Origin of the sequence: Pseudomonas sp. TR47, from assembly GCF_044143025.1 — a bacterium.
Taxonomy (GTDB): domain Bacteria; phylum Pseudomonadota; class Gammaproteobacteria; order Pseudomonadales; family Pseudomonadaceae; genus Aquipseudomonas; species Aquipseudomonas putida_E.
In genome coordinates, this window is the sequence record NZ_JBHFCS010000002.1 from 319,731 (window position 1) to 341,507 (window position 21,777).

The following is a 21,777-nucleotide window of genomic DNA, read 5'->3' on the forward strand; positions in this document are numbered from 1 at the left end:
TGTTTTTGACTGCCGGCTGCAACAACGTTTTATGCACTTTTCGCTGCCTGATCTAGACTTTTCGCGACAACCCAGCAAGTTCAAGCCTGCGACAATCAGACTCAGAACATTATGTACCAACTTGTTAATTAGCTTGCTAAGGGCTTAAACTGCGCACATTCCACCTGCTGAGATCCCTGGCATGAACGAAACACCGCGCGCCTCTGGCGCCACAAACATCATCCTGGTCGGCTTGGGCGTGATCATCGCCCTGCTCGGCCTCCTCCTGGCTGCCGGCGGCGTCAAGCTCGCGGGCCTTGGCGGCTCCTGGTACTTCCTGATCGGCGGCCTGGCCATGGCCATCGCCGGCGTACTCATTGCCCGACGCAAGAAAGCCGGTGCCTGGCTGTACGCTGCATTCCTGATCGGCACCGCACTGTGGGCACTGATCGATGCCGGCCTGGTGTTCTGGCCGCTGTTCTCGCGCCTGTTCATGTTCGGTGCTATCGGCATGGTGGTGGCGCTCGTCTACCCGCAGCTGGTACGTGCCAATGGCGGTAGCACTGGCCGTGGTGCCTACGGCATCGCCGGCGTGCTAGCCGTGGTGCTGGTGATCGCTGCGGGCAACATGTTCGTTGCCCATCCAAGCGTCGCGCCTACCGGCAAAGGCCCGGGCATGACCCCGGTCGAGGCCGGCAAGGAGCAGAAGGACTGGGCCCACTATGGCAATACCGAAGGTGGCAGCCGCTTCGCTGCACTGGACCAGATCAACCGCGACAACGTCGACAAGCTCAAGGTCGCCTGGACCTACCGTACCGGTGACGTCGCCGTCAGCGATGGCAACGGTGCCGAAGACCAGCTGACCCCGTTGCAGGTTGGCAACAAGGTGTTCATCTGCACCCCGCACAACAACCTGATCGCCCTCGATGCCGACACCGGCAAAGAGCTGTGGAAAAACGAGATCAACGCCCAGTCCAAAGTGTGGCAGCGTTGCCGTGGCATGGCCTACTTCGACGCTACCGCGCCAGTGGCCCAGCCAACTCAGCCAAACAGCTCGCCGGTAACCGTCGGTAGCGTACCGGCTGGCGCCAACTGCCAGCGTCGCCTGCTGACCAACACCATCGACGGCCGGCTGATCGCAGTCGACGCCGACACCGGTGAGTTCTGCCAAGGCTTCGGCAACAATGGCCAGGTCAACCTGATGGCCGGCCTGGGTGACGTGCCAAACTCCTACTACCAGCTGTCGTCCGCACCGCTGATGGCCGGTACCACCGTGGTGGTAGGCGGCCGTGTCGCCGACAACGTTCAGACCGACATGCCAGGCGGCGTGATCCGTGGCTTCGACGTGTTCACCGGTGCCATGCGCTGGGCGTTCGACCCGGGCAACCCGCAAGACCGCAACGCTCCGGCCGACGGCAGCACCTATGTGCGCAGCACCCCGAACAGCTGGGCGCCGATGTCCTACGACCCGGCGATGAACACCGTGTTCCTGCCGATGGGCTCCTCGTCCACCGACATCTACGGTGTCGAGCGCAGCAAGCTGGACCACACCTACGGCGCTTCGGTGCTGGCCCTGGACGCCACCACCGGCAACGAGAAGTGGGTGTTCCAGACCGTGCACAACGACCTGTGGGACTTCGACCTGCCGATGCAGCCAAGCCTGATCGATTTCACCAAGGACGACGGCAAGTCGGTACCTGCGGTGGTGATCGGCACCAAGGCCGGGCAGATCTACGTGCTCGACCGCGCCACCGGCAAGCCGCTTACCCAGGTTGACGAAGTTCCGGTCAAGCCAAGCAACATCCCGAACGAGCCGTACTCCCCGACCCAGCCTAAATCGGTGGGCATGCCACAGATCGGCGCACAGACACTGACCGAGTCGGACATGTGGGGCGCCACGCCATATGACCAACTGCTGTGCCGTATCGACTTCAAGAAGATGCGCTACGACGGCCTGTACACCGCACCGGGCACCGACCTGTCGCTGAGCTTCCCCGGTTCGCTGGGTGGCATGAACTGGGGCAGCATTTCCACCGACCCGGTCCATGGTTTCATCTTCGTCAACGATATGCGCCTGGGCCTGTGGATCCAGATGATCCCGTCGCAGAACAAAGGCCAGGCCGCTGGCGGTGGTGAAGCGCTGAACACCGGCATGGGCGCCGTACCGCTCAAAGGCACCCCTTATGCGGTGAACAAGAACCGCTTCCTGTCGGTCGCCGGCATCCCTTGCCAGGCACCACCGTTCGGCACCCTGACCGCCATCGACATGAAGACCCGCCAGGTGGCCTGGCAGGTACCGGTCGGCACCGTCGAAGATACCGGCCCGCTGGGTATCCGCATGCACCTGCCGATCAAGATCGGCCTGCCAACCCTGGGCGGCACGCTGTCGACCCAAGGCGGCCTGGTGTTCATCGCCGGCACCCAGGACTTCTACCTGCGCGCTTATGACAGCAGCAACGGTAACGAGATCTGGAAAGCCCGCCTGCCAGTCGGCAGCCAGGGTGGCCCGATGACCTATGTCTCGCCCAAGACTGGCAAGCAGTACGTGGTAGTCACTGCCGGCGGCGCCCGCCAGTCGACTGACCGTGGCGACTACGTGATTTCTTACGCACTGCCGTAAACCGCGTCGCTTTCATCGCCGGCAAGCCGGCCCCCACAGGTTCGTTGAAAGACCTTGTGGGGGCCGGCTTGCTGGCGATGAGGCCCTGAAAGATCAATTCGAGACCCCGCAATGCCATCCGCTATTCGCATCACCTCCCCCCTTCTGCTGGCCCTGGCCAGCACCACCGCCCTGGCCGACGGCGACCTCATGACCCGCAGCACCATGACCGGTGACTGGGGCGGCCTGCGCCACCAGCTTGAAGAAGACGGCATCAAGGTCACCGGCGACTACAGCGGTGAGACCGCGTACAACGCCCACGGTGGCCTGCACCGCTCGGCGCGCTATTCGCAGAACCTCAAGTTCGGCGTGCAGTTCGACCTGTCGAAACTGTATGGCCTGGATAACGGCGGCAAGGTCCAGCTGACCATCAACGACCGTCGCGGCAACAGCGCCTCGGAAGACCTGGTGGGCAACCGCCTGCCGATCCAGGAAAACTACGGCGGCCTGTACACCCGCCTGACCGAACTGAGCTACGAGCGCACCCTGTTCACGCCGGCGCTCAACGTCAAGCTCGGCTACATGGCCATGGGCAACGACCTCGGCGGCCTGGACAGCGGCATCCTGTGCAACTTCATGAACGCCGGCTTCTGCGGTCACCCGCTGAACATGTCGGGTGGCAGCGGTTGGGCCAACTACCCCAACGCCCACCTGGGCGTGCGCGTGAAGTACGACCTGTCGCCATCTTGGCAGTTGCGCGTGGCGGCGTTCAACGTCGACCCCGAAAGCAACGGCAACTCCAGCCGCGCCTGGCACCTGGGGCCCAAGCACACCACAGGCACCGTGGTGCCGGTCGAGCTGATCTACAAGCTGCAGGGTGAATTGCCGGGTGAATACAAGCTGGGCTACTACTACGACAGCTCCGACGTCAAACGCATTGGCAGTGACGACGAAGTGTCCGGCCGTGGCGGCCATTACCTGCTGATCGACCAGGCGGTGTGGAACGATGCCGGGTTGCCGGGCCGCAGCCTGCATGCTTTCGGCCAGTACTCGGCGTCGAGCAAAGCAGCCTCGCCGTTCACCAAGTGGTATGGCGCCGGAGTGGTGCTGTACAAGCCGTTCGAAGGCCGCCCGCGTGACACCGTGGCGCTGGGTTATGGCCGCGCCGTGCCGAACCCGCGCAGCCGTGACGTGCTGGAAGATGCCGCGTTCGATGCCGGGCAGCAGTTCCCGGACATCGACAGCGCCGAGCAATTGATCGAACTGAGCTACGGCTACCAGGCAACGCCATGGCTGAACCTGCGCCCGGATGTGCAGTACATCATCGAGCCTGGTGCCTTCTCCGGCCAGGACATCGACAATGCGCTGGTGGTGGGGCTACAGGTCAAAGCGACCTTCTGATCCCCCGGGGCCGCTGTGCGGCCCCTTTTCAATCCTGCCTGAGGTAATCCACCAGCCTCGACAGCATCGCATCACACCCCTGCAACTGCTCGACACTGACAAACTCATCCGGCTTGTGCCCTTGCTCCATGCTCCCCGGGCCACACACCACGGTGGGGATGCCTGCCTGATCGAACAACCCGCCTTCGGTGCCGAACGCCACCGTACCGAATTCATCCGACCCGCTGAGTAATGCCACCAACCGCGCCGCCTCGCTGTCGGCAGGTGTGGCCAACCCAGGATATGCACTCAAAGGTGCCAGATGAATGGCACTGGCCGCGTTCACGCTGCGCATGCGCGGCAACAATTCGGCCTCGGCATAGGCCTGCAACTGATCGGCCACCGTCTGCGCTTCAAAGCCTGGCAAAGCGCGCACCTCAAAGTCGAATGCACATTCTTCGGGCACGATATTCAGCGCCCTGCCGCCCTTGATGGTGCCTGTCTGTACCGTCGAGAACGGCGGGTCAAAGCGCTCGTCGTGCTGTTCGGGCAGCGCCAGCGCGTCACCAATCTCGCCCAGTTTGCCGATCAGCCTGGCGGCATATTCGATGGCATTCACACCATACGGCGCATAGGCCGAATGGCACGCCGCGCCGTGCACCTGGCAACGCATGGCCAGCTTGCCTTTGTGGCCGAGCACCGGTTGTAGCTCGGTAGGCTCGCCAATCAGGCAAAGCCGCGGCTTGTCAGGCCGCTGTTCGAGCGCGGCGAGCATCGAGCGCACCCCCAGGCAACCCACTTCCTCGTCATAGGAAAACGCCAAATGCACCGGCATGCGCAGCGGCTGCGCAAGAAATGCGGGTACTGCCGCCAACACCGAGGCAATGAAACCTTTCATGTCCGCCGTACCACGGCCATACAGGCGCCCATCGCGTTCACTCAAGGCAAACGGTTCGACCGTCCAGGCCTGGCCATCCACCGGCACCACATCGGTATGCCCGGACAGCACCACACCGCCAACATCAGCGGGGCCGATGGTAGCGAACAGGTTGGCCTTGGTGCCTTCAGGGTTATGGAACAGTTCGCTGTCCACGCCCTGTTCGGCCAGATAGTCGCGGATGAAGCCGATCAGCTGCAGGTTGGAGTCGCGGCTGACCGTGGCATAGCCGATCAGCCGGGCCAACAGGGCGCGGCTGGTGAACTCACTCATCACCCGGCACCCCATAGCTCGGTGCAGTCGTCGGGTTCAGCGCGCGGGTAACGTAGTCCTGCATCTGCGGGCGGTACGCCTGCCACAGACCATCGAGCACGCCGATCGGGTTTTCATCGGCCCAGTCCACGCGCAGGTCCACCAGCGGCCAGGTCAGCTCGCCCGCGATCTTCAGCGCCGCCGAGTGCACCGGGCCTGCCTCGCCACCTGCAGCCATTGCCGCATGCATGGCCGCCAGCAGGCGATCAGCCAGGTGCCCGCCGGCCTGTTCGAAGGCTTGCACCATGGCTTCGATGACCTGTACCGAAGACAACAGGTTGCCGGCCGCCGCGCATTGCTCACCGGCCACGGCGTTGTGCACACCCAACGCCTGCTTGCCGGTGAACAACGCCACCTGGCCGTTACTGTCGATCACCGTGACCTGGCGGTACTCGCTCCAGCCATTGGCGCTGAGCACCCGGTCCAGCGCTGCCGCAGGCGGCAGCTGGCCCTGCTCCAAGGCATCGAGGATCTGTGGGCCAAGCGCCGGCAAGGTGATGTTCTGGGTGGCAACGGCGCCGACGCCTGCACGTACCCAAGGGCAACGCGCCCCTACGGCGATGCTCGACGAACTGATGGCGATACCGACCTGGCCGGTTTCCTGGCAGCGTCCGATGATGGAGAAGGTCATGAAAAGGCTCCTGTTGTTCTGGGCGATTGCAGGCATTCTGGGCAGAACCTTTTAGTGAGCGAAACCACCTTTTTCCTGTGCCTTGAGCAGGAAAAAACTAAGGCCGCGCACAGCCACGCAAAACAGCCCGAAACCCCTGCCACCCTTCCTGTAGCCCTTGTGCAGCAAGGCCTTCGCCGTTTTATCGGCAAGTACTCGTTAAATACTAATTTCGCGATTTTCCGTGCATCCCTAGTCTGGCCCCAGGTAACGGCGGTCCTCCAAACCGACCTGACAAAAACCGCCTGAACAAGGGCTCGGACATGACACTGAATACAATCGAAATCGACACCCTCGTCGTCGGCGCCGGCCAGGCCGGCGTGGCCATGAGCGAACATTTGAGCAAGCTCGGCGTGCCGCATCTGGTGCTGGAGCGCAAGCGTATCGCCGAGGCCTGGCGCACTGGCCGCTGGGATTCGCTGGTCGCCAATGGCCCGGCCTGGCATGACCGCTTCCCCGGCCTTGAATTCAACCTCGACGCCGACGCCTTCGCCGGCAAGGACCAGGTTGCCGACTACTTCGAGCAATACGTACGCAAGTACAACCTGCCGGTGCGCACCGGCATCGAGGTGAAGAAGGTGGTGCGCAATGCCGACCGCCCCGGCTTCACCATCGAAACCAACGAGGGGGTGATCCGGGCCAACCGTGTGGTGGCCGCCACCGGCCCGTTCCAGCGCCCGGTCATCCCGGCCATCGCGCCCAAGGACGAGCACCTGCACCAGATCCACTCCGCCGCCTATTTCAACCCCGGGCAACTGCCTGAGGGCGCAGTGCTGGTGGTAGGTGCCGGCTCTTCCGGCGTGCAGATCGCCGAAGAGCTGATGCGCGCCGGGCGCCAGGTGTACCTGTCGGTCGGCGCCCACGATCGTCCGCCACGGGCTTATCGCAACCGCGACTTCTGCTGGTGGCTGGGCGTGCTGGGCGAATGGGATGCCGAGATCGCCAAACCTGGCCGCGAGCACGTGACCATCGCCGTCAGCGGTGCCCGGGGCGGCCACACCGTAGACTTCCGCGCCCTCGCCCATCAGGGCATGACCCTGGTCGGCCTGACCCAATCGTTCGACAACGGTGTTGCACGCTTCCAGGACAACCTGGCCGACAACATCCGCCGCGGCGACGAAAACTACCTGGCCTTGCTGGACGCTGCCGATGCCTATGTCGAACGCAACGGCCTGGACCTGCCGCAAGAGCCCGAAGCACGCAAGCGCCTGCCGGACCCGGCTTGCGTCAGCAACCCGCTACTGGAATTGGACCTGGCCAAGGCCAATGTCACCAGCATCATCTGGGCCACCGGCTACGGCGTGGACTTCAGCTGGCTGCAGGTCGACACCTTCGATGCCAATGGCAAGCCCCAGCACCAGCGCGGCGTGTCCCGCGAACCGGGTGTGTACTTCCTCGGCCTGCCCTGGCTGTCGCGCCGCGGCTCCTCGTTCATCTGGGGCGTTTGGCACGACGCCAAGCACGTCGCTGGCCACATCGCCACCCAGCGCACTTACCTGGCCTACCGCGACCGCGAACAGCGTGAAGCGGATGAGCAGCAAACTACCTCGATCAGCAACGTCAGCACCCTCGGAGCCCACTGATGCCTACCCATACCCGCATCCGCATGTTCAACACCAAGGTCACCTACCCTAACCAGACCCTGGACAACGACCTGTGCCAAGCCGTGCGCGCCGGCAACACCATCTATGTGCGCGGCCAGGTCGGCACCGATTTCGAGGGCCGCCTGGTGGGCCTGGGCGACCCTCGGGCGCAGGCTGAGCAAGCGATGAAGAACGTCAAGCAACTGCTTGAAGAAGCAGGCTCCGACCTGTCGCATATCGTCAAGACCACCACCTACATCACCGACCCGCGCTTCCGTGAGCCGGTGTACAAAGAAGTGGGCAAGTGGCTCAAGGGCGTGTTCCCGATTTCCACCGGGCTGGTAGTGGCGGGCCTGGCCCAGCCTGAATGGCTGATGGAAATCGATGTGATTGCGGTGGTGCCGGATCACGCTTGATTGAGTGAGGTGCTGGGGCGCGCTGCGCCCCGGTCATCTACATCCTGCCCAGTTCTTCCCGGCAAAACTCCACGAAAAGCTGCGCCGGCTTGGTCAACTGCACCCGCTTCAAACGCGCCGCAGCCAACCCCGACAACGCCACCGGCTCGGCAATGTCCACCGTCACCAGCTTCTGCCCGTCATACGTGCATTCTGAATGCGGCCGGGTCACCAGCAGTGAAAAGCCGAACCCCTGCCCCACCATCCCGCGCACCATCTCGATCGACGGCGAACTGAAGACAATGTTCGGCGTAAGACCCATCTCGTTGAACAGGCTGACGAAGTAGGTACGGCTCGGCGCCACATCCAGAAGGATCATCGGCTCCGGGCACAAGTCACGCAGTGACACCTGCGACTGGCCGGCAAAGCGGTGCTTTTCAGGAAGCAACACGTAGGGCTTTTGAGGAGGCATCAGCGGCTCAGCCTCGATGGTGCCATCCAGGTCATGATCGTAGAGAAACGCCAGGTCGAACGTACCCGCCGTCAGGCCCTGGATAAGCTCCTGCTGCTCGCCGTCGCGCAAACGGATGTCTACGCCCGGGTAGCGTTCGCGAAAACCGGCAATCAGGCGTGGCAGGTACAACGGGGCCACGGTTTCGAAGCAGCCAATATCGATCTGGCCGGCCACGGTATCGTTGTCGGCCAGCGCGTTCTGCTCGAACTCGTGGGCCATCTGCAACAACGATTTGGTCTTGGCGTAGAAGCGTTTGCCGCTGGGGGTGAGCGAAACACCTTGGGCATGGTGGCGGATGAACAACTGCACGCCAAAGCTCTCTTCCAGGCTCTTGATCGCTGTGGAAATGGACGGCTGCGCGATGTACAACTGGCGCGATGCCTCAGCGACGCTGCCGGCCTCGACGGTGGTGACGAAGTATTTGAGTTGTCGCAAGGTATAGGAAGCCACAGGCACCTCTCTGGCGCCGGTTGGGGCGCCCTTTTGAATTATCCTGCCACTTTACCGTGCCGTTGCAGTGGCGGGCGGCGCGGTGATGAAGGATTTGCCTATGGCTTGAACATATTCTTGCTTTGCCACGCCCGGCTGCAAAACGTCTTTACTGGAAGGTAAACAGCCGCAGGAACGGTGTGAGCCTATGAAAATCGTTGTCACCAGCATCCTCGTCGACGACCAGGCCAAGGCCTTGGCTTTCTACCACTACGTACTGGGTTTCGAGCCCAAGGACGACATCCCCATGGGCCAGTACCGCTGGCTGACCCTCACGTCTCCCAACGAGCCCAACGGTGTTCAGCTGGTACTGGAACCCGATGCCCACCCAGCGGCCAAGACCTACAAGGCAGCGCTTCGCCAGGACGGTATCCCGGCGACGTCGTTCGGCGTGCGCGACATTCAGGCCGAGTACACGCGCTTGTGCAAGGCAGGGGTCAGGTTCACCAAACAACCCACCGACCTGGGCCCGGTCACCGTCGCGGTGTTCGACGATACCTGCGGCAACCTGATCCAGATCGCTCAGAAACATTGACCCTGGCCCATGGCAGGCCAGGCTGCCATTGGCTAAAGTTGCCGCTATTCCCGGTGCGCTAAAACAAGGAAAAACAATGCGCCACGAATTCAGCGAAGTGCTCAACGACCTGATCGATTACTTTCTGGTCGGGGACATTCAGTTGCTCGACCGCTTCAAGCACGACAATGACTTGCCCGATGACCTGGCCAGCGAATTCACCCACACCGACAGCGGCGACAGGGCCGTGCGCGAAGGCATCGTCATACCCTTGGCCGGCATCGACAACCTGCCCTACCACATCATTTTCACCCTCGAAGGTGACACTCCCGCCTTGCTCGAGCCCGGCAGCCGCCTGAAACACCGGCGCGAGGGTTATGTGCTACAGGTCGAGAACCGTGCGGTGATGGTGTACACCTGGCGCATCCTCCAGCATTTCACCAACAAGACCCTCGGCGACCTGCTCGCCCGCTACCAAGTGCCGGGGCGGCCGATCATCGAGCTGGATAACGGCTGGTATGACGTCGAAGTACTGGGCGGCGCGGTCGTGCGTGAGGGGCTGTACGAGCCGGCGTTCGAATTCGTGTTGACCAAGCGCTCAAGCCGCTGTGAGGCCAAGGACGTGGATATCGGGTATGCCTTTACCCTGCGTGGTTACTTCGACTGATTGCTCTCAAGCTTGCAGCGCAGGTAAGCAGGGCGAAAGTGATAGCAAAATATTCCAGGCAGAATCGGCTGGTACGGGATAGCCAGGTTGTCAGCATCGGCGGATATCATTTCCTCACAGCCCGGTCATGCGCCCTGCTGCATTGGCACTGGCCCTTTGAGCTCGACCTGGTTGCCATCGGGGTCATAGCAGTATAGCGACAGCCCCTCGCCCTCGGCGCCATAGCGCACTTGGGCAGGCTCCACCGCTACGCCGGCCGCTTGCAGGTAGGCGGTCAGCGCTTGTTCATCGAACGGTTCTATACGCAGACAGAAGTGGTGAAGGTTACGCCCTTGAGCCCCGGGTGCAGCACCACCGGGGCGCCCAAGCGGGCCATCGAGGGTAACCAGGTCGATCATGGCCGTACCGGTTGCCAAATGGACCATCCCCAGGTCCTCGCGCTCCCTGCTGACCGTGCAGCCCAGCAGGTCACGGTAGAAGGCCACGCTGCGCTGCAGGTCGCTGACGCGCAGCACCAGGTGGTCGATGTGCTTGATGGCGAATGGTCTCATGCCGGCGCTCCTTGAGGCGATTGCACAAAGGTCCCGGCCACCATAGCCCAGCAGCGCATGCCCCGCTACTCGTTCACCAGGCGCTGAAGCAGGCCGGCATCATGGCGGGCCAGGGTGCGCAGTATCTGCTCGACCACTGTTCGGTCCGGCGCTTCCAAGTGGAAGTGATGCCCACCTGGGTGCCAGGAGACCCGGGCATGGCTGGGCAGTGCAGCCTCGCGCTGCGCGAAGGCACCGCCAACAAACGCCCCCTGCCTGCCCAGCATGAGGTAAAGCGGGCAGCGGATTTCCCGGAGAAGGTCACACGCCTCGCGCTCGGTCAGTGGCATCGGCTCGGGCAACACCAGCCGTGGGTCATGGCGCCAGCAGTAGCCGTGCGCCAACTGCAGCAGGTCACGCATGGCCAGCAACCGTGCGGCGTCGTCGGCAAGTTCGCCATCGAGACGCTTGCGTCGCTGCTCCAGGGCAGTTTCCAGATCGTCGAAGCGACTCCCGGCGACGTCGGCAAAGCCGTGCAACTGGCTGCGTTGCACCATACGCTTGAGCCGATAGGCACGGGCCAGGTGCTGCACGCGATCATCCTCGGCAACCGTGAACGGCGCTCCCATGCCGTCGAGGAAGGTCATACTGGCGATGCCGCTGGTCATGGCAGCCAGCAGCGAGGCAATGCCGGTGCCCATGCCATGGGCTAGCACATGAAACCGCACCAGCCCAAGGCTTTCGACCACCGCCAGCATGTCCTCGGCATGCTCCCACAGGTAGTAGCCGCTGTCGTGGCGCCGGTGATCGGAGCGACCGTGACCGATCAGGTCAGGGGCGACCACGAAGCAACCATCGAGCAACGGGCCCAGCCGCTCGAACGAGGCGGCATTGTCCAGCCAGCCGTGCAACGCCAGCACCGGTATACCGTCTTCGGCTCCCCACGTGCGTACCGCTATTTCAATACCGTCGAGGTCAAGCAGGTGATCCTTTGGACTGCATAGCGAACGCATCGAACTCTCCTTCGCTGAACACTGGCGCCATGCCTTCACCCCACCATCTCGCAGCGTGGCCTGCCTTGCTGGCCTCTTACCGACCCATGCATGCACGAGACCGACCCTTGCGGGCAACTATCTACCGCACGCCCGCTTCGCCAGCAGTGTCGACTACCGCCTCCACTCATACGAGGCTCATCCCATGCACAATGCGATTGCCCTGCACCAAGACCTGATCACTCAAGCCCTGCCCGAATGGGCCCGCACCCTGCATCCCACGCATGCCAGAGGCATCGTGCAACGCGCACGCGCGCCCTACGTGGATGAAGATGGCGCGCCTTACAGCTGGTATGCGACCGCGCAGCCAGAGCATCGTGAGCAGTTGCGCATGCTCATCGGGCGACGTGACAGCTGCGTTACCCAACTGAGCAACGCACTTGTCGGTTTCAAGGACATCACCACGTTCTGCAGCCCTTTGCTGAGCAGCCGGCTGGGTCTGAAAGTGGCCGTGGACAAGGCCCAGTACAACTTCCAGCCTTTCGAGACGGTCATCAACTACGGGCCGGGCACCGGCAGCCCGGAAGTACCGCTGGGTGCGCAGCTGCAGGAAGAGACCTTTGTGACCCGCCCCGTAGGCCCTCGTCAGTCGCGCAGCTTGCTTGAAGCCGCCCTGCACAACTTCGAAGGCATCGAACAAGTCGGGCCTTACAGCGGGCTGACCTGCGCGCCCGGCGACGACACGCCCTTGGCCGGCTTGTCCCTGGCGCAATTCGTGCGGCATTGCCGCACACTGGACCTTGGCCAGCAATATCAGGATCACCTGCAGGCCATCTATGAAGGCCCGCACAAGGCGCAAATCAGTCAGCTGTCGATGCGGGCCAGCCAAGAGGAACTGCGCGTTCAGGCGTACATCGCCTCGCTCAAGGGCCTGCTGAGCGCAAAAGGCCTCGCCGCGATCAACGACCTGTGCAATGACGTACCTCAGCCCGCCTACGACGGCCATCGCCTGCATAGCTGGCGTTTGAGCCTGTTCGACATCCCGTTGCACGAGATGCTGTTCATCGGCGCCGATATACCGGATGCAATCACCCCCTGCATCGTCCACCTCCCGGGCGACGAAGAACACCCTGTGCGCGAATACCCCTCCCGTCAGGCTGCTGCCAAGCATTTCCGACAGCGGCTGCTGCACAGCACGTTTCGCGAAACCGTTATCGGGCTTGCCTATAAACGCGACCAGCCCGTGCTGGCGGGCAAGCTACGGGACGCACTGTTCGAGATCGATGAGCAAGGCAGGCAACGGCCACGCAAGTCGCCGAGCTTCCACGTCTTGCCATCGCAAACAAGAACCGAGTTGTGGCCAACCCTTTACCGCGCCCACCTTGCCCGCCTCAAGGCCGACGCCAGGGTCCTGGCAGTCCCCACAGCCGATGTCGACGCCGAGGTTCATCAGAAGCACCTGCGGTACTGGCTAGATATGGGCATGAACGTGCTGAACATCGCCGCCTTCTTCGTGCCCGGCCTGAACGCGGTCATGACCGGCGTTTTCGCTTATCAACTGATGGATTCGGTGTTTACCGGCTTTGAGGCCTGGGAAGAAGGTGACACTGCACAAGCACTGGCCCAGGTTGAATCACTGGTAATCAATGCTGCCGCGATCGCCGGTTTTGCCGGCGCAGCCAAGGTCATCAAAGCGTCAGGTTTCGTCGATGCCATGCAAGCGGTATGGCATGAAGACCGCCTGCAACTGTGGCATCCGGACATGGGCCCCTATGCCAGTCCGGTCACCCTGCCAACAGAAGGCCAGCCCGATGCACTGGGGCATTACGAGCTTGAGGGCAAACGCTACCTCGTGCTGGAAGGCACGCCCTATGAAACGTTCCAGGATCCTGACCAGCAATGGCGCATCCGCCATCCCAGCGCCCCAGCAGCCTACGCGCCCCTGTTACACCATCAGGGTGACGGGCGCTGGCAACTGGCCCATGAGCAGCCTTTGCAGTGGGACGATACGCAGTTGCTGCAGCGGCTTGGCCACTCAAGCCAGGGGCTGGACAGCAGCGAGCTGATCACGGCGATGCGCAGTACGGGTACAGATGCCAGTGTGCTGCGCCGCATGCATGCCAAAGGGCTGCGCCCGCCGGCTCTGCTGGAGGACATGCTGCTGCGCATACGCCTGGACAACGAGGTGCAGAACCTGATCCACCGTGTGCGGCACGGCCTCTCAATGGCGGCCTACAAGAACTATGCGCTACCGGAACTGGTGCGCCTGCCAGGTTGGCCGCAGGATCACGTGCTCAAGGTATTCATCGGCCCCGAACCGTGGGGCGATGCGGTGCGGTATGGGGCGCTCGACACCCCAGGCGAGATTGAAATCAGCATGACCCGCTCGGATCTGGAGAATGGTCAACTAGGCCATGCAGTCGTAACGCTGCTGGACGAGCGACACGTGCGAGCCATGCTCGGCGACCTGCCTTCCGACCTGTGGGCATCGGCCCTGAACACCAGGCTGGGTGAACAGCTGCAGAGCCAGCGCGAGGCGATATACCACAGTATGCTGCGCAACCATGCCCAGCCTGCAAGTGACGCGACACAGCCATTGCGCAGGCAGTTCCCCGGTGTACCACCTGGTGCCTTGGAAGAGGTCATCCAGGCGGCCAGCCATACCGAACGCGCACGCCTGGCAACTGGACGTGTGCCGTTACGGATAGCCGAAGAAGCGCGCCAGTTGCAAGCGCGCACACGGCTGGACCGCGCGATCATTGGTCTTTACCGTCCGCATCTGGCCAATAGCGACAGCCAGCAATTGACCGAAGGCCTGCTGGGCCAGCATCCGCAGGCAAGCGCCGCGCAACTGTTTGAGGTTGCGCTCGCCGACCGCGAAAACTGCGCCGCGCTGATTGGCCAGCAGCCCATCGAACCTGGCTACCGTTCACCTTTGCGCCTTGCCGCCGGCCGTATCGGCTACCCGCTCAGTGGCCGCGGTACCGGGCGCGCGACGCAGCGCCTGCGCGCGCTCTACCCAGAGCTCGACCACAGAGAACTCGGCACGTTGCAATCCGAACTGGCCCAGGCGGGCAACCTGGGTATTCAGATCAGCCGACTGGAAGCCGAGCAACGCACCTTGCGCCAGGACCTGCACAGGTGGGTTGGCGGCGCGAATGAGCTGGACGAGCGGTTCGATCGCTCACACGTTGCCGAGCGGATGCTGGCCGCCTGGGGCCGCGAAGGTGGCGCTGCCCGCGAGACGCTGACGCTGGACCGCATGCAGTTACGCACGCTGCCAACGCTCACGGCACGCTTGCCGCATATTCGCACCCTTACACTGGAAGGGCTCAGGCTCGAGCGCCTGGAAGGGGATTTTCTGTCATGCTTTCCTGGCCTGCGCACACTCGAGGTGGCCGGCAACCCGGACATGGACGCCGAGGCCTTGTTCCAGGCACTGAAATCGGCACCTGGACTACAAACGCTCAAGCTGAACGGCAATGCTTTGCCGGCCCTCTCGCCCCTGGCTCATGAGGCCCTGGCGGCCATGCCCGGCCTGCGCAACCTCAACCTGCGCAGAAACCGGCTGCAGCTGGACGCTGCCAGCCTCGCCTTGCTGGCTGGCCTACGGCTGGATGTACTGAACCTGGGCAGCAATGCCATTACCCTCGACCAAACCCTGGCCTCGGCCTTCCAGGCCATGATCCATCCCCAGGAACTGCTGCTGGATTTCAACAGACTGGGCCATGCTCCCGACGTCAGCTACATGGGCCGCCTGCGCACCCTGAACCTGAACAACTGCGACCTGCGGCAATGGCCCGAGGGGTTGACGCGGCTGATGAGCCAGCATCAGTACCAACTGCGTCACCTGGACCTGTCATTCAACCGCATTCGCACCCTGCCCAATCTCGCGGACATCCTGCGCACCCCGTTCGCCCGGGACGTCGCTGCGCGAGTACCCGAGCGGCGCTGGCACCTCAACTACAACACGCTTGAAGCGCAAACCCGTGCGCAACTGCGCGCCAGCGGCGTCCAGGTCTTTGAACACGCACCCGATATGCCTGAATGGCAGACACTGTGGCGCAGTACCGCCTCCACCCACCAGGACCAGCTCTGGACCGATCTGTTCGACCAGGGGGAAAACGGTGAATTGCTGGGGATTCTCGAACGCCTGGTACAGTCAGCCGAGGCGCGGCATGAGCCAGACAGCCTGGGCCGCCGAGTCTGGGCCCTGCTGGAGAAAGCCGGCCAGGACACGGCACTGCGCGAACGCCTTGCCGACGTGGCGCATGCGTATCCGCCAACCTGCGGTGACGCAGGTGCCGACGCCTTCAGCGCATTGGAGATCGAAGTGCTGGCGCACGAAGCCGCAGGCCATACCGGCGAGCAGGCCAAGACCCTGCTCGCGCTATACCGCAAGCTTTATCGCCGGGACATCGTCAACGAACTGGCCGATCGCATCAGCCTGAGAAGGACATTACGCAAGCAGGCGCTGCAAGAGGGTATGTTCGATGCGGATCTGCCACAGTACGACTCACTGGATGATCCGGCCGCGTTTCCTGACGTCGAACTGGAAACCGGGCTGGTCGACGATATCGAAGTCCGCCTCGCCTTGCGCCAGTCCCTTGCAACCCGGCTGGACTTCCCTGAACCCAGCCGCGGCATGCTCTACCGGGACACGGCCAGGATCAACAGCACCATCATCGAGAAGGTACACAGCGCAGTGCTTGCCCAGGATGCCAGAACCGATACTCGGCAGGCGTGGATACTTGGGCAGGCCGGCTGGGTGCACTACCTCAAGCGTCACAATGCCGAAGCATTCAACCTGCTCACCGATTTCTGGCGAGTGGGCCATGACTACCTGTTCCATTGCCTGGACGGCAGCCATGAACCGGTAGCCCGCCTGGACAGTTCGGTACTTGAAGCCCTGTTGCCTGTGCTGCCGCAGAACCCGCTGGACGAAAACGGACTGCTGCGGCGTGTGCCGCTCAATGACGGCCAGTTCGACCACGCCATGCGCGCCTTGAACGAGGAGCAGCAAAAGGTCGAGCACGGCCTGCTGCTCAGCCTCACCCGGCAGGCCGAAACCCTCGCTGGCTAAGCCGCGATCATTGGCCGCGCAAGTCTTCGAAGAAGGCCTGCCGGCCATCCACCTGGCTCGAAGCCCGTGGCGCAGCGGCCGCTTCGCCGCTGGCTGCCTCGACATGCCAATAGCAGTGTCTGGCGGCGCGAGTGACCGCCACGTAGGCCAGGCGCTGTACCTCTTCCTTCTGCGCTGTATCGAACGGCTGGGCATCACCGGCACGGCCAAGGCCGGCCTGGCGATACACCTGGTTCTTGTACGGCGAGCTGGTCAGGTACTGGCAGTCGCCGAGCATGAACACTGCATCGGCCTGCAGCCCCTTGGCGCTGTGGTACGTCAGCTGACGCAGACGCCTTTGTTCGGGCGGCAATGCCGCTTCGCCTTGCAGCACGCCGGCCAGATGCTCGCTCATCAAGGCTTTATCGGCGCCCTTGCGGTACAGCATCATCACCGATTCGCCACGCTGGTAATGCTCGATCAGCGTCTGGCCAAGCACCGCTTCGTCACGTTCGCACACCTTGACTGCCGACACCGGCAACTCGGCAGCAGGGCCCGCGGCCCGGGCCTTCTTGCCAGTGATCGATGGCGCGCCCTTGACCAGATGCTCGGCAGCATCGATGACCAGTTGCTGACAACGGTAATTGTCGACCAGCATCACCCGGGTATTGGCCGGCGAAGGGAAGGTCTTGGTGAACTCCATGAAGTACTTGGGCGAACTGCCACGCCAGCCATAGATCGACTGCCAATCGTCACCCACACACAGCAGCGAAGAGTACTGGGCGTTACGGCCGGTGTGCATGGCCGGTCCGCGGCGGCGGATCTCCGCGAGGCTGGCGCGCAGCCAGCTGACGATCTGCGGCGATACATCCTGGAATTCGTCGATCATCAGATGCGCCAACGGCCTGAGCATCGGGTCTGGCAGCAATTGCAGGTTCTCCGGGTTGTTCTCACCGAACAGGGCGAACATGCGGTTGTAGCTCATCACCGGCGGAGACTGGTTGAGCAGGTGCGCCTCGAGGGCTTTCCAGTACAGTGCCAGGGCCTCGAAGAACAAGGCATCGCTGTCGCCGGACGGGAAACTCATCGCCGCCACGGCGCTGTTGACCTCAAGGCCCAGGTTTTCGATGAAGTTGGCGGCACCGACGAAAGCATCGAGCAACGGTGCCGGGGCCAACTCGCCCTTGACCTTGTATTCGAACCCAGGGCCCGCGACCGCGTCGCCTGCCAGCGAGGCGGCCAGGCGCCGGGCCATGGCATAGTTGTCCAGCCAGATCAGCGGCCTGTCGCAGAACGCCTGCAGCAACGTGCGCTTGACCGCCCATTCGGCGCGCACCGCAAGCTTGGCCCCCGGGCGCTGGTACTGTGCGCTTTCCGACGGGTCGAAACCGAGCACAACCCAGGCATCCAGGCCTTCCAGACGGCCATGCACATGGAAGCGGCTGCCCCGGATGTCGACCGTTTCACGGCACGGCTCAATGCCTTTGATCGGCCAAACGCCCGCCGCGAACCACAGGTCCTCGATCACGTCGCACAGCTCTTCGTCGCGCTGGGCAGCCAGTTGCGTCACCTGCACGCGCTTCTGCACATCGGGGTGGTCCGGGTCCAGCGGTTTGAGCTGCAGGGCTTCACGTCGCAGGGTCGCGATGATTTCGGCAAAGCGCGGGTTTTCGGCGAGCAGGTCGCGATAGCAAAGGTTGAGCTGCTGGCGCTGGGCGTCGTTCAGGCGCAGGTCAAACGGGTTGCTCTCGGCGTCCGCCTCACGCCCCTCTGGCATGTCGTTGCCCAGGGTCTCGAATGCTCGCACCTGGCCGAAACCCGGCAGGCTGCGGACCAGCGGCAGAATGCGCGAGTGAAAGGTACGTACCAGCTCGCGCGCACGCGCCGGTGGCAGGTCGAGCTGCCAGAGCGAGAACACCTGCACCAGGCGCTTGATGAAGTCCTTGCGTGACTCACGGGTGAAGGTGACCACCGTCATCGCGTCCAGCTCATAGCCAAGGTAATGGCGCAACAGCAGGATGCGCAGCACCAGCGAAGTGGACTTGCCAGCCCCGGCCCCGGCCACCACGCAAGTGGACGGCGTGTCACTGAATATCAGCTTCCACTGGGCGGCACTGGGCTGCGCCTCGGCGGGCAGGCGCTGGGCTACATCGGCCTTGAAGCGCTTCTTGAGCTCAGTGGTCAGTGGTAGGCGCCAGTCGTCGAACAACCGGTCATCCTGACCGGGTACGGCGGCGGCATCAGGGCGTGAATCGCGAATCACCAGTACCTGGCGACCCGCCTCGTAGCCTTCCACCCGTCCACGCTCGAAACCTTCGCGCATGCCATCAGCGTGGCCGCTGCGCTGGCCGGTGGCATGGCCCAGGAACCAGGAGTCGCGGTGTTGCGCCTGCAAGCGGCTCAGCCCACGGCCCAAAAGCCGTGCAGCCAGGCGGCGAAGCCAGGGCAATTGCGCGGGCGGGGTCAGTTCGGCAGGGGCCTGGGGTTGCTCGTGGGCCACGGTCACTCCGTTGAAAATCGAATCAGCGTGCATGTTCGCCGCATCGGCAAAAAATCGCCAGCGAATGCTTGCAGATCAGTAGATTAGGCGATGAATCGCACACTTCACATCGCCCAAAACAATCTAATTAAACGATTATAATTAGCCGATATTTACGCTTATTTTCGATCTTTCTTTGAAGCATCATAAGGCCATTCCACCCATTCAAGGAGCACGATCATGCTGCAACTGCGACCTTTCGAAGGCCTTGGCCACGCCAATCACGGCTGGCTCGATGCCCATCATCATTTCTCGTTTGCCGAATACCATGACCCGGCGCGTATGCACTGGGGCAACCTGCGGGTATGGAACGATGACCTGATCGCCGCCGGCAGCGGGTTCCCACCGCATCCACACCGCGACATGGAAATCATCACCTATGTGCGTGAAGGCGCTATCACTCACCAGGACAGCCTGGGCAACAAAGGCCGCACCGAGGCCGGCGATGTACAGGTCATGAGTGCCGGTACCGGCATCGTGCACAGCGAGTACAACCTGGAAGACATCGATACCCGTATTTTCCAGATCTGGATCGTGCCGGAACGCGTTGGCGATGCGCCGTCATGGGGGATCAGGCCGTTCCCCAAAGGCGAGCGTGGTGAAGGCTTCGTGACCCTGGCCAGCGGCCGGGCGGGCGATGAAGAAAGCTTGCAGATCCGCACCGATGCGCGCCTGGTAGCGGCAACCCTGCGGGCAGGCGAAACGGCCGAGTACCGCTTCGATGCAGGGCGTCGAGGGTATCTGGTGCCGGCCAAGGGCCTGGTCGAGGTCAATGGGCTGCGGGCCAAAGGCCGCGATGGCGTGGCGATCGAGCAGGAAGACGTGCTGCGGGTGACCGCAATCGAGGACAGTGAGATCGTGCTGGTCGATGTGGCTTGAACAAGCAGGGCCGCGCTGCGGCCCTGCTTCACAGGTCAATCAGGCAATCGCGGCATCCACCAGTACCTGCGCCTCTGCCACCAGGCGTTGCAGGTGCGCCTCGTCGATAAAGCTCTCGGCGTAGATCTTGTAGATGTCCTCGGTGCCCGAAGGCCGCGCGGCAAACCAACCGTTGGCGGTCATCACCTTCAGGCCACCGATGGCTTGGCCATTGCCGGGTGCGTGGCTAAGGATCCGCTCGATGGGCTCTCCAGCCAGCTCGGTCGACTTGACCTGCTCCGGCGCCAACTTGCTCAGCAATGCCTTCTGCCGCGCATCGGCCTTCGCTTCCACACGGGTAGCGAACGGCTTGCCCAGCGCCGCCGTGAGGTCGGCATAGGCCTGGCTTGGATTACGGCCGGTGCGTGCAGTCATCTCGGCGGCCAGCAGCGCCGGAATCAAGCCATCCTTGTCGGTAGCCCAGACCGTACCGTCCTTGCGCAGGAACGAGGCGCCGGCGCTTTCTTCGCCGCCAAAGCCCAACGAGCCGTCGAACAGCCCCTGGGCAAAGTACTTGAAGCCCACCGGCACTTCATACAACTCACGGCCCAGACGCGCGGTAACACGGTCGATCAGGCCGCTGGACACCACCGTCTTGCCCACGGCAGCGTCACTGCGCCACTGCGGACGGTGGCGGTACAGGTAGTCGATGGCCACGGCCAGGTAGTTGTTTGGCTGCAACAGGCCATCGGCGGTGACGATCCCATGGCGGTCGTGGTCCGGGTCGCAGGCAAACGCCACATCGAAGCGCTCGCGCAGGCCGATAAGGCCTTGCATGGCGTATGGCGACGAAGGGTCCATGCGGATCTGGCCGTCCCAGTCGACGGTCATGAAGCGGAAGGTCGGGTCGACCTCGGTGTTGACCACTTCCAGGTTCAGCTTGTAGTGCTCGGCGATCGCCGACCAGTAACGCACCCCTGCCCCACCCAGCGGGTCAACGCCCAGGCGCAGGTTGGCGCTGCGGATGACGTCGAAGTCGATGACGTTTTCCAGGTCGGCAACGTAGTGGCTGACATAGTCGTGGCGCTGGGTGGTCGGGGCCTGGAGGGCCTGCGCATGGTCCAAGCGCTTGACGCCGGCAAGGCCTGCGGCCAGCAGTTCGTTGGCCTTGGCCTCGACCCACTTGGTCACATCGCTGTCAGCCGGGCCACCGTTGGGCGGGTTGTATTTGAAGCCACCGCTCTGCGGCGGGTTGTGCGAGGGGGTGATGACGATGCCATCGGCCAGCCCGCCATCGCGGCCACGGTTGTAGCACAGGATGGCGTGGGACACCGCAGGCGTCGGGGTGTATTCATCGTCCTTGGACAGCATTACCTGCACGCCATTGGCGGCCAGCACTTCCAGGGCACTGGCGGCTGCCGGCGCGGACAGCGCGTGGGTATCGGCACCGATGAACAACGGGCCGTCGATGCCCTGTTCCTGGCGGTACAGGCAGATGGCCTGGGTGATCGCCAGCACGTGGTCTTCGTTGAAACTCAGGTCGAACGAACTGCCCCGGTGGCCCGAGGTGCCGAAGGCCACGCGCTGGGCCGCTACGGCAGCGTCGGGGCGGCCGGTGTAGTAAGCGGTGAGCAGGCGGGGAATATCGACCAGCACGCTGGCCGGAGCCGGCTTGCCTGCCAAAGGACTGAGCGTCATGCAGAAACCTCGAGTTCAACGGATGTTGGAGTTGGAACACGCAGTGTACTGGGAGTTGC

At 63.2% G+C, this 21,777-nt stretch carries 16 protein-coding genes; 9 read left to right on the top strand and 7 right to left on the bottom strand.

The window, feature by feature from the left end; all coding sequences use genetic code 11:
* Positions 1-181 precede the first annotated feature (181 nt).
* Both ACEWE8_RS04000 and ACEWE8_RS04005 read left to right on the top strand, forming a co-directional pair.
* Complete coding sequence (locus ACEWE8_RS04000) at positions 182-2,599, top strand: glucose/quinate/shikimate family membrane-bound PQQ-dependent dehydrogenase (RefSeq protein WP_046785964.1); 2,418 nt, start codon at positions 182-184, stop codon at positions 2,597-2,599.
* A gap of 111 nt (positions 2,600-2,710) precedes the next feature.
* The gene (locus ACEWE8_RS04005) at positions 2,711-3,979 is read left to right on the top strand and encodes a carbohydrate porin (protein ID WP_046785963.1); all 1,269 of its coding nucleotides are present in this window, start codon (positions 2,711-2,713) and stop codon (positions 3,977-3,979) included.
* Between the two features lie 28 nt (positions 3,980-4,007).
* Here the strand turns inward: ACEWE8_RS04005 and argE are convergent, their stop codons facing one another.
* The gene (gene argE / locus ACEWE8_RS04010; RefSeq protein ID WP_046785962.1) at positions 4,008-5,168 is read right to left on the bottom strand and encodes an acetylornithine deacetylase; all 1,161 of its coding nucleotides are present in this window, start codon (positions 5,166-5,168) and stop codon (positions 4,008-4,010) included.
* Positions 5,161-5,838 (bottom strand): DUF1028 domain-containing protein, encoded by a 678-nt coding sequence (locus ACEWE8_RS04015; protein WP_012314808.1) that lies wholly within the window; start codon positions 5,836-5,838, stop codon positions 5,161-5,163. The genes argE and ACEWE8_RS04015 overlap by 8 nt, the downstream gene beginning before the upstream one ends.
* A gap of 54 nt (positions 5,839-5,892) precedes the next feature.
* On the opposite strand from ACEWE8_RS04015, the gene ACEWE8_RS04020 reads away from it, so the two are divergent.
* The 3 genes from ACEWE8_RS04020 to ACEWE8_RS04030 are packed head-to-tail and all read left to right on the top strand — an operon-like array spanning position 5,893 to position 7,876.
* On the top strand, positions 5,893-6,126 hold the full coding sequence (locus ACEWE8_RS04020) for a hypothetical protein (RefSeq protein WP_144415454.1): 234 nt from the start codon (positions 5,893-5,895) through the stop codon (positions 6,124-6,126).
* Positions 6,127-6,140: 14 nt separating this feature from the next.
* Entirely contained in the window at positions 6,141-7,460 is a 1,320-nt protein-coding gene (locus ACEWE8_RS04025) for an NAD(P)/FAD-dependent oxidoreductase (RefSeq protein WP_046785961.1), read from the top strand.
* Entirely contained in the window at positions 7,460-7,876 is a 417-nt protein-coding gene (locus ACEWE8_RS04030; protein ID WP_012314810.1) for a RidA family protein, read from the top strand. The genes ACEWE8_RS04025 and ACEWE8_RS04030 overlap by 1 nt, the downstream gene beginning before the upstream one ends.
* A gap of 37 nt (positions 7,877-7,913) precedes the next feature.
* On the opposite strand, the gene ACEWE8_RS04035 is transcribed toward ACEWE8_RS04030, so the two are convergent.
* The gene (locus tag ACEWE8_RS04035) at positions 7,914-8,819 is read right to left on the bottom strand and encodes a LysR family transcriptional regulator (protein ID WP_039602016.1); all 906 of its coding nucleotides are present in this window, start codon (positions 8,817-8,819) and stop codon (positions 7,914-7,916) included.
* A 187-nt stretch (positions 8,820-9,006) separates the two neighbouring features.
* Between ACEWE8_RS04035 and ACEWE8_RS04040 the strand changes: the two genes are divergently transcribed.
* Positions 9,007-9,393, top strand: a complete 387-nt coding sequence (locus ACEWE8_RS04040; protein ID WP_046785960.1) for a VOC family protein — start codon at positions 9,007-9,009, stop codon at positions 9,391-9,393.
* 76 nt (positions 9,394-9,469) lie between these two features.
* Positions 9,470-10,039 (top strand): hypothetical protein, encoded by a 570-nt coding sequence (locus ACEWE8_RS04045; RefSeq protein WP_046785959.1) that lies wholly within the window; start codon positions 9,470-9,472, stop codon positions 10,037-10,039.
* Positions 10,040-10,164: 125 nt separating this feature from the next.
* Here ACEWE8_RS04045 and ACEWE8_RS04050 read toward each other — a convergent pair whose 3' ends face one another.
* Both ACEWE8_RS04050 and ACEWE8_RS04055 read right to left on the bottom strand, forming a co-directional pair.
* Positions 10,165-10,590: a VOC family protein gene (locus tag ACEWE8_RS04050; protein ID WP_046785958.1), complete on the bottom strand. Its 426-nt coding sequence runs from the start codon at positions 10,588-10,590 to the stop codon at positions 10,165-10,167.
* Positions 10,591-10,655: 65 nt separating this feature from the next.
* Entirely contained in the window at positions 10,656-11,582 is a 927-nt protein-coding gene (locus ACEWE8_RS04055) for an alpha/beta fold hydrolase (RefSeq protein WP_046785957.1), read from the bottom strand.
* A 184-nt stretch (positions 11,583-11,766) separates the two neighbouring features.
* Between ACEWE8_RS04055 and ACEWE8_RS04060 the strand changes: the two genes are divergently transcribed.
* Positions 11,767-16,644, top strand: coding sequence for an NEL-type E3 ubiquitin ligase domain-containing protein (locus ACEWE8_RS04060; RefSeq protein WP_080952105.1), 4,878 nt, complete (start codon positions 11,767-11,769; stop codon positions 16,642-16,644).
* A 7-nt stretch (positions 16,645-16,651) separates the two neighbouring features.
* On the opposite strand, the gene ACEWE8_RS04065 is transcribed toward ACEWE8_RS04060, so the two are convergent.
* Positions 16,652-19,156 carry a UvrD-helicase domain-containing protein gene (locus ACEWE8_RS04065; RefSeq protein ID WP_046785956.1) on the bottom strand — a complete coding sequence of 835 codons (2,505 nt, stop codon included), beginning with the start codon at positions 19,154-19,156 and terminating at the stop codon, positions 16,652-16,654.
* Between the two features lie 186 nt (positions 19,157-19,342).
* Between ACEWE8_RS04065 and ACEWE8_RS04070 the strand changes: the two genes are divergently transcribed.
* Complete coding sequence (locus tag ACEWE8_RS04070) at positions 19,343-20,041, top strand: pirin family protein (protein ID WP_046785955.1); 699 nt, start codon at positions 19,343-19,345, stop codon at positions 20,039-20,041.
* Between the two features lie 39 nt (positions 20,042-20,080).
* Here ACEWE8_RS04070 and pgm read toward each other — a convergent pair whose 3' ends face one another.
* The gene (gene pgm, locus ACEWE8_RS04075; RefSeq protein WP_046785954.1) at positions 20,081-21,718 is read right to left on the bottom strand and encodes a phosphoglucomutase (alpha-D-glucose-1,6-bisphosphate-dependent); all 1,638 of its coding nucleotides are present in this window, start codon (positions 21,716-21,718) and stop codon (positions 20,081-20,083) included.
* Positions 21,719-21,777 lie beyond the last annotated feature (59 nt).

What these genes read in the sequence shown, in the direction of transcription:
- ACEWE8_RS04005 (WP_046785963.1), top strand. Translation starts at nt 2,711, where the DNA reads ATGCCATCCGCTATTCGCATCACCTCCCCCCTTCTGCTGGCCCTGGCC.
- ACEWE8_RS04070 (WP_046785955.1), top strand. Translation starts at nt 19,343, where the DNA reads ATGCTGCAACTGCGACCTTTCGAAGGCCTTGGCCACGCCAATCACGGC.
- ACEWE8_RS04045 (WP_046785959.1), top strand. Translation starts at nt 9,470, where the DNA reads ATGCGCCACGAATTCAGCGAAGTGCTCAACGACCTGATCGATTACTTT.
- pgm (WP_046785954.1), bottom strand. Translation starts at nt 21,718, where the DNA reads ATGACGCTCAGTCCTTTGGCAGGCAAGCCGGCTCCGGCCAGCGTGCTG.
- ACEWE8_RS04050 (WP_046785958.1), bottom strand. Translation starts at nt 10,590, where the DNA reads ATGAGACCATTCGCCATCAAGCACATCGACCACCTGGTGCTGCGCGTC.
- argE (WP_046785962.1), bottom strand. Translation starts at nt 5,168, where the DNA reads ATGAGTGAGTTCACCAGCCGCGCCCTGTTGGCCCGGCTGATCGGCTAT.
- ACEWE8_RS04055 (WP_046785957.1), bottom strand. Translation starts at nt 11,582, where the DNA reads ATGCGTTCGCTATGCAGTCCAAAGGATCACCTGCTTGACCTCGACGGT.
- ACEWE8_RS04015 (WP_012314808.1), bottom strand. Translation starts at nt 5,838, where the DNA reads ATGACCTTCTCCATCATCGGACGCTGCCAGGAAACCGGCCAGGTCGGT.
- ACEWE8_RS04040 (WP_046785960.1), top strand. Translation starts at nt 9,007, where the DNA reads ATGAAAATCGTTGTCACCAGCATCCTCGTCGACGACCAGGCCAAGGCC.
- ACEWE8_RS04000 (WP_046785964.1), top strand. Translation starts at nt 182, where the DNA reads ATGAACGAAACACCGCGCGCCTCTGGCGCCACAAACATCATCCTGGTC.
- ACEWE8_RS04065 (WP_046785956.1), bottom strand. Translation starts at nt 19,156, where the DNA reads ATGCACGCTGATTCGATTTTCAACGGAGTGACCGTGGCCCACGAGCAA.
- ACEWE8_RS04025 (WP_046785961.1), top strand. Translation starts at nt 6,141, where the DNA reads ATGACACTGAATACAATCGAAATCGACACCCTCGTCGTCGGCGCCGGC.
- ACEWE8_RS04030 (WP_012314810.1), top strand. Translation starts at nt 7,460, where the DNA reads ATGCCTACCCATACCCGCATCCGCATGTTCAACACCAAGGTCACCTAC.
- ACEWE8_RS04060 (WP_080952105.1), top strand. Translation starts at nt 11,767, where the DNA reads ATGCACAATGCGATTGCCCTGCACCAAGACCTGATCACTCAAGCCCTG.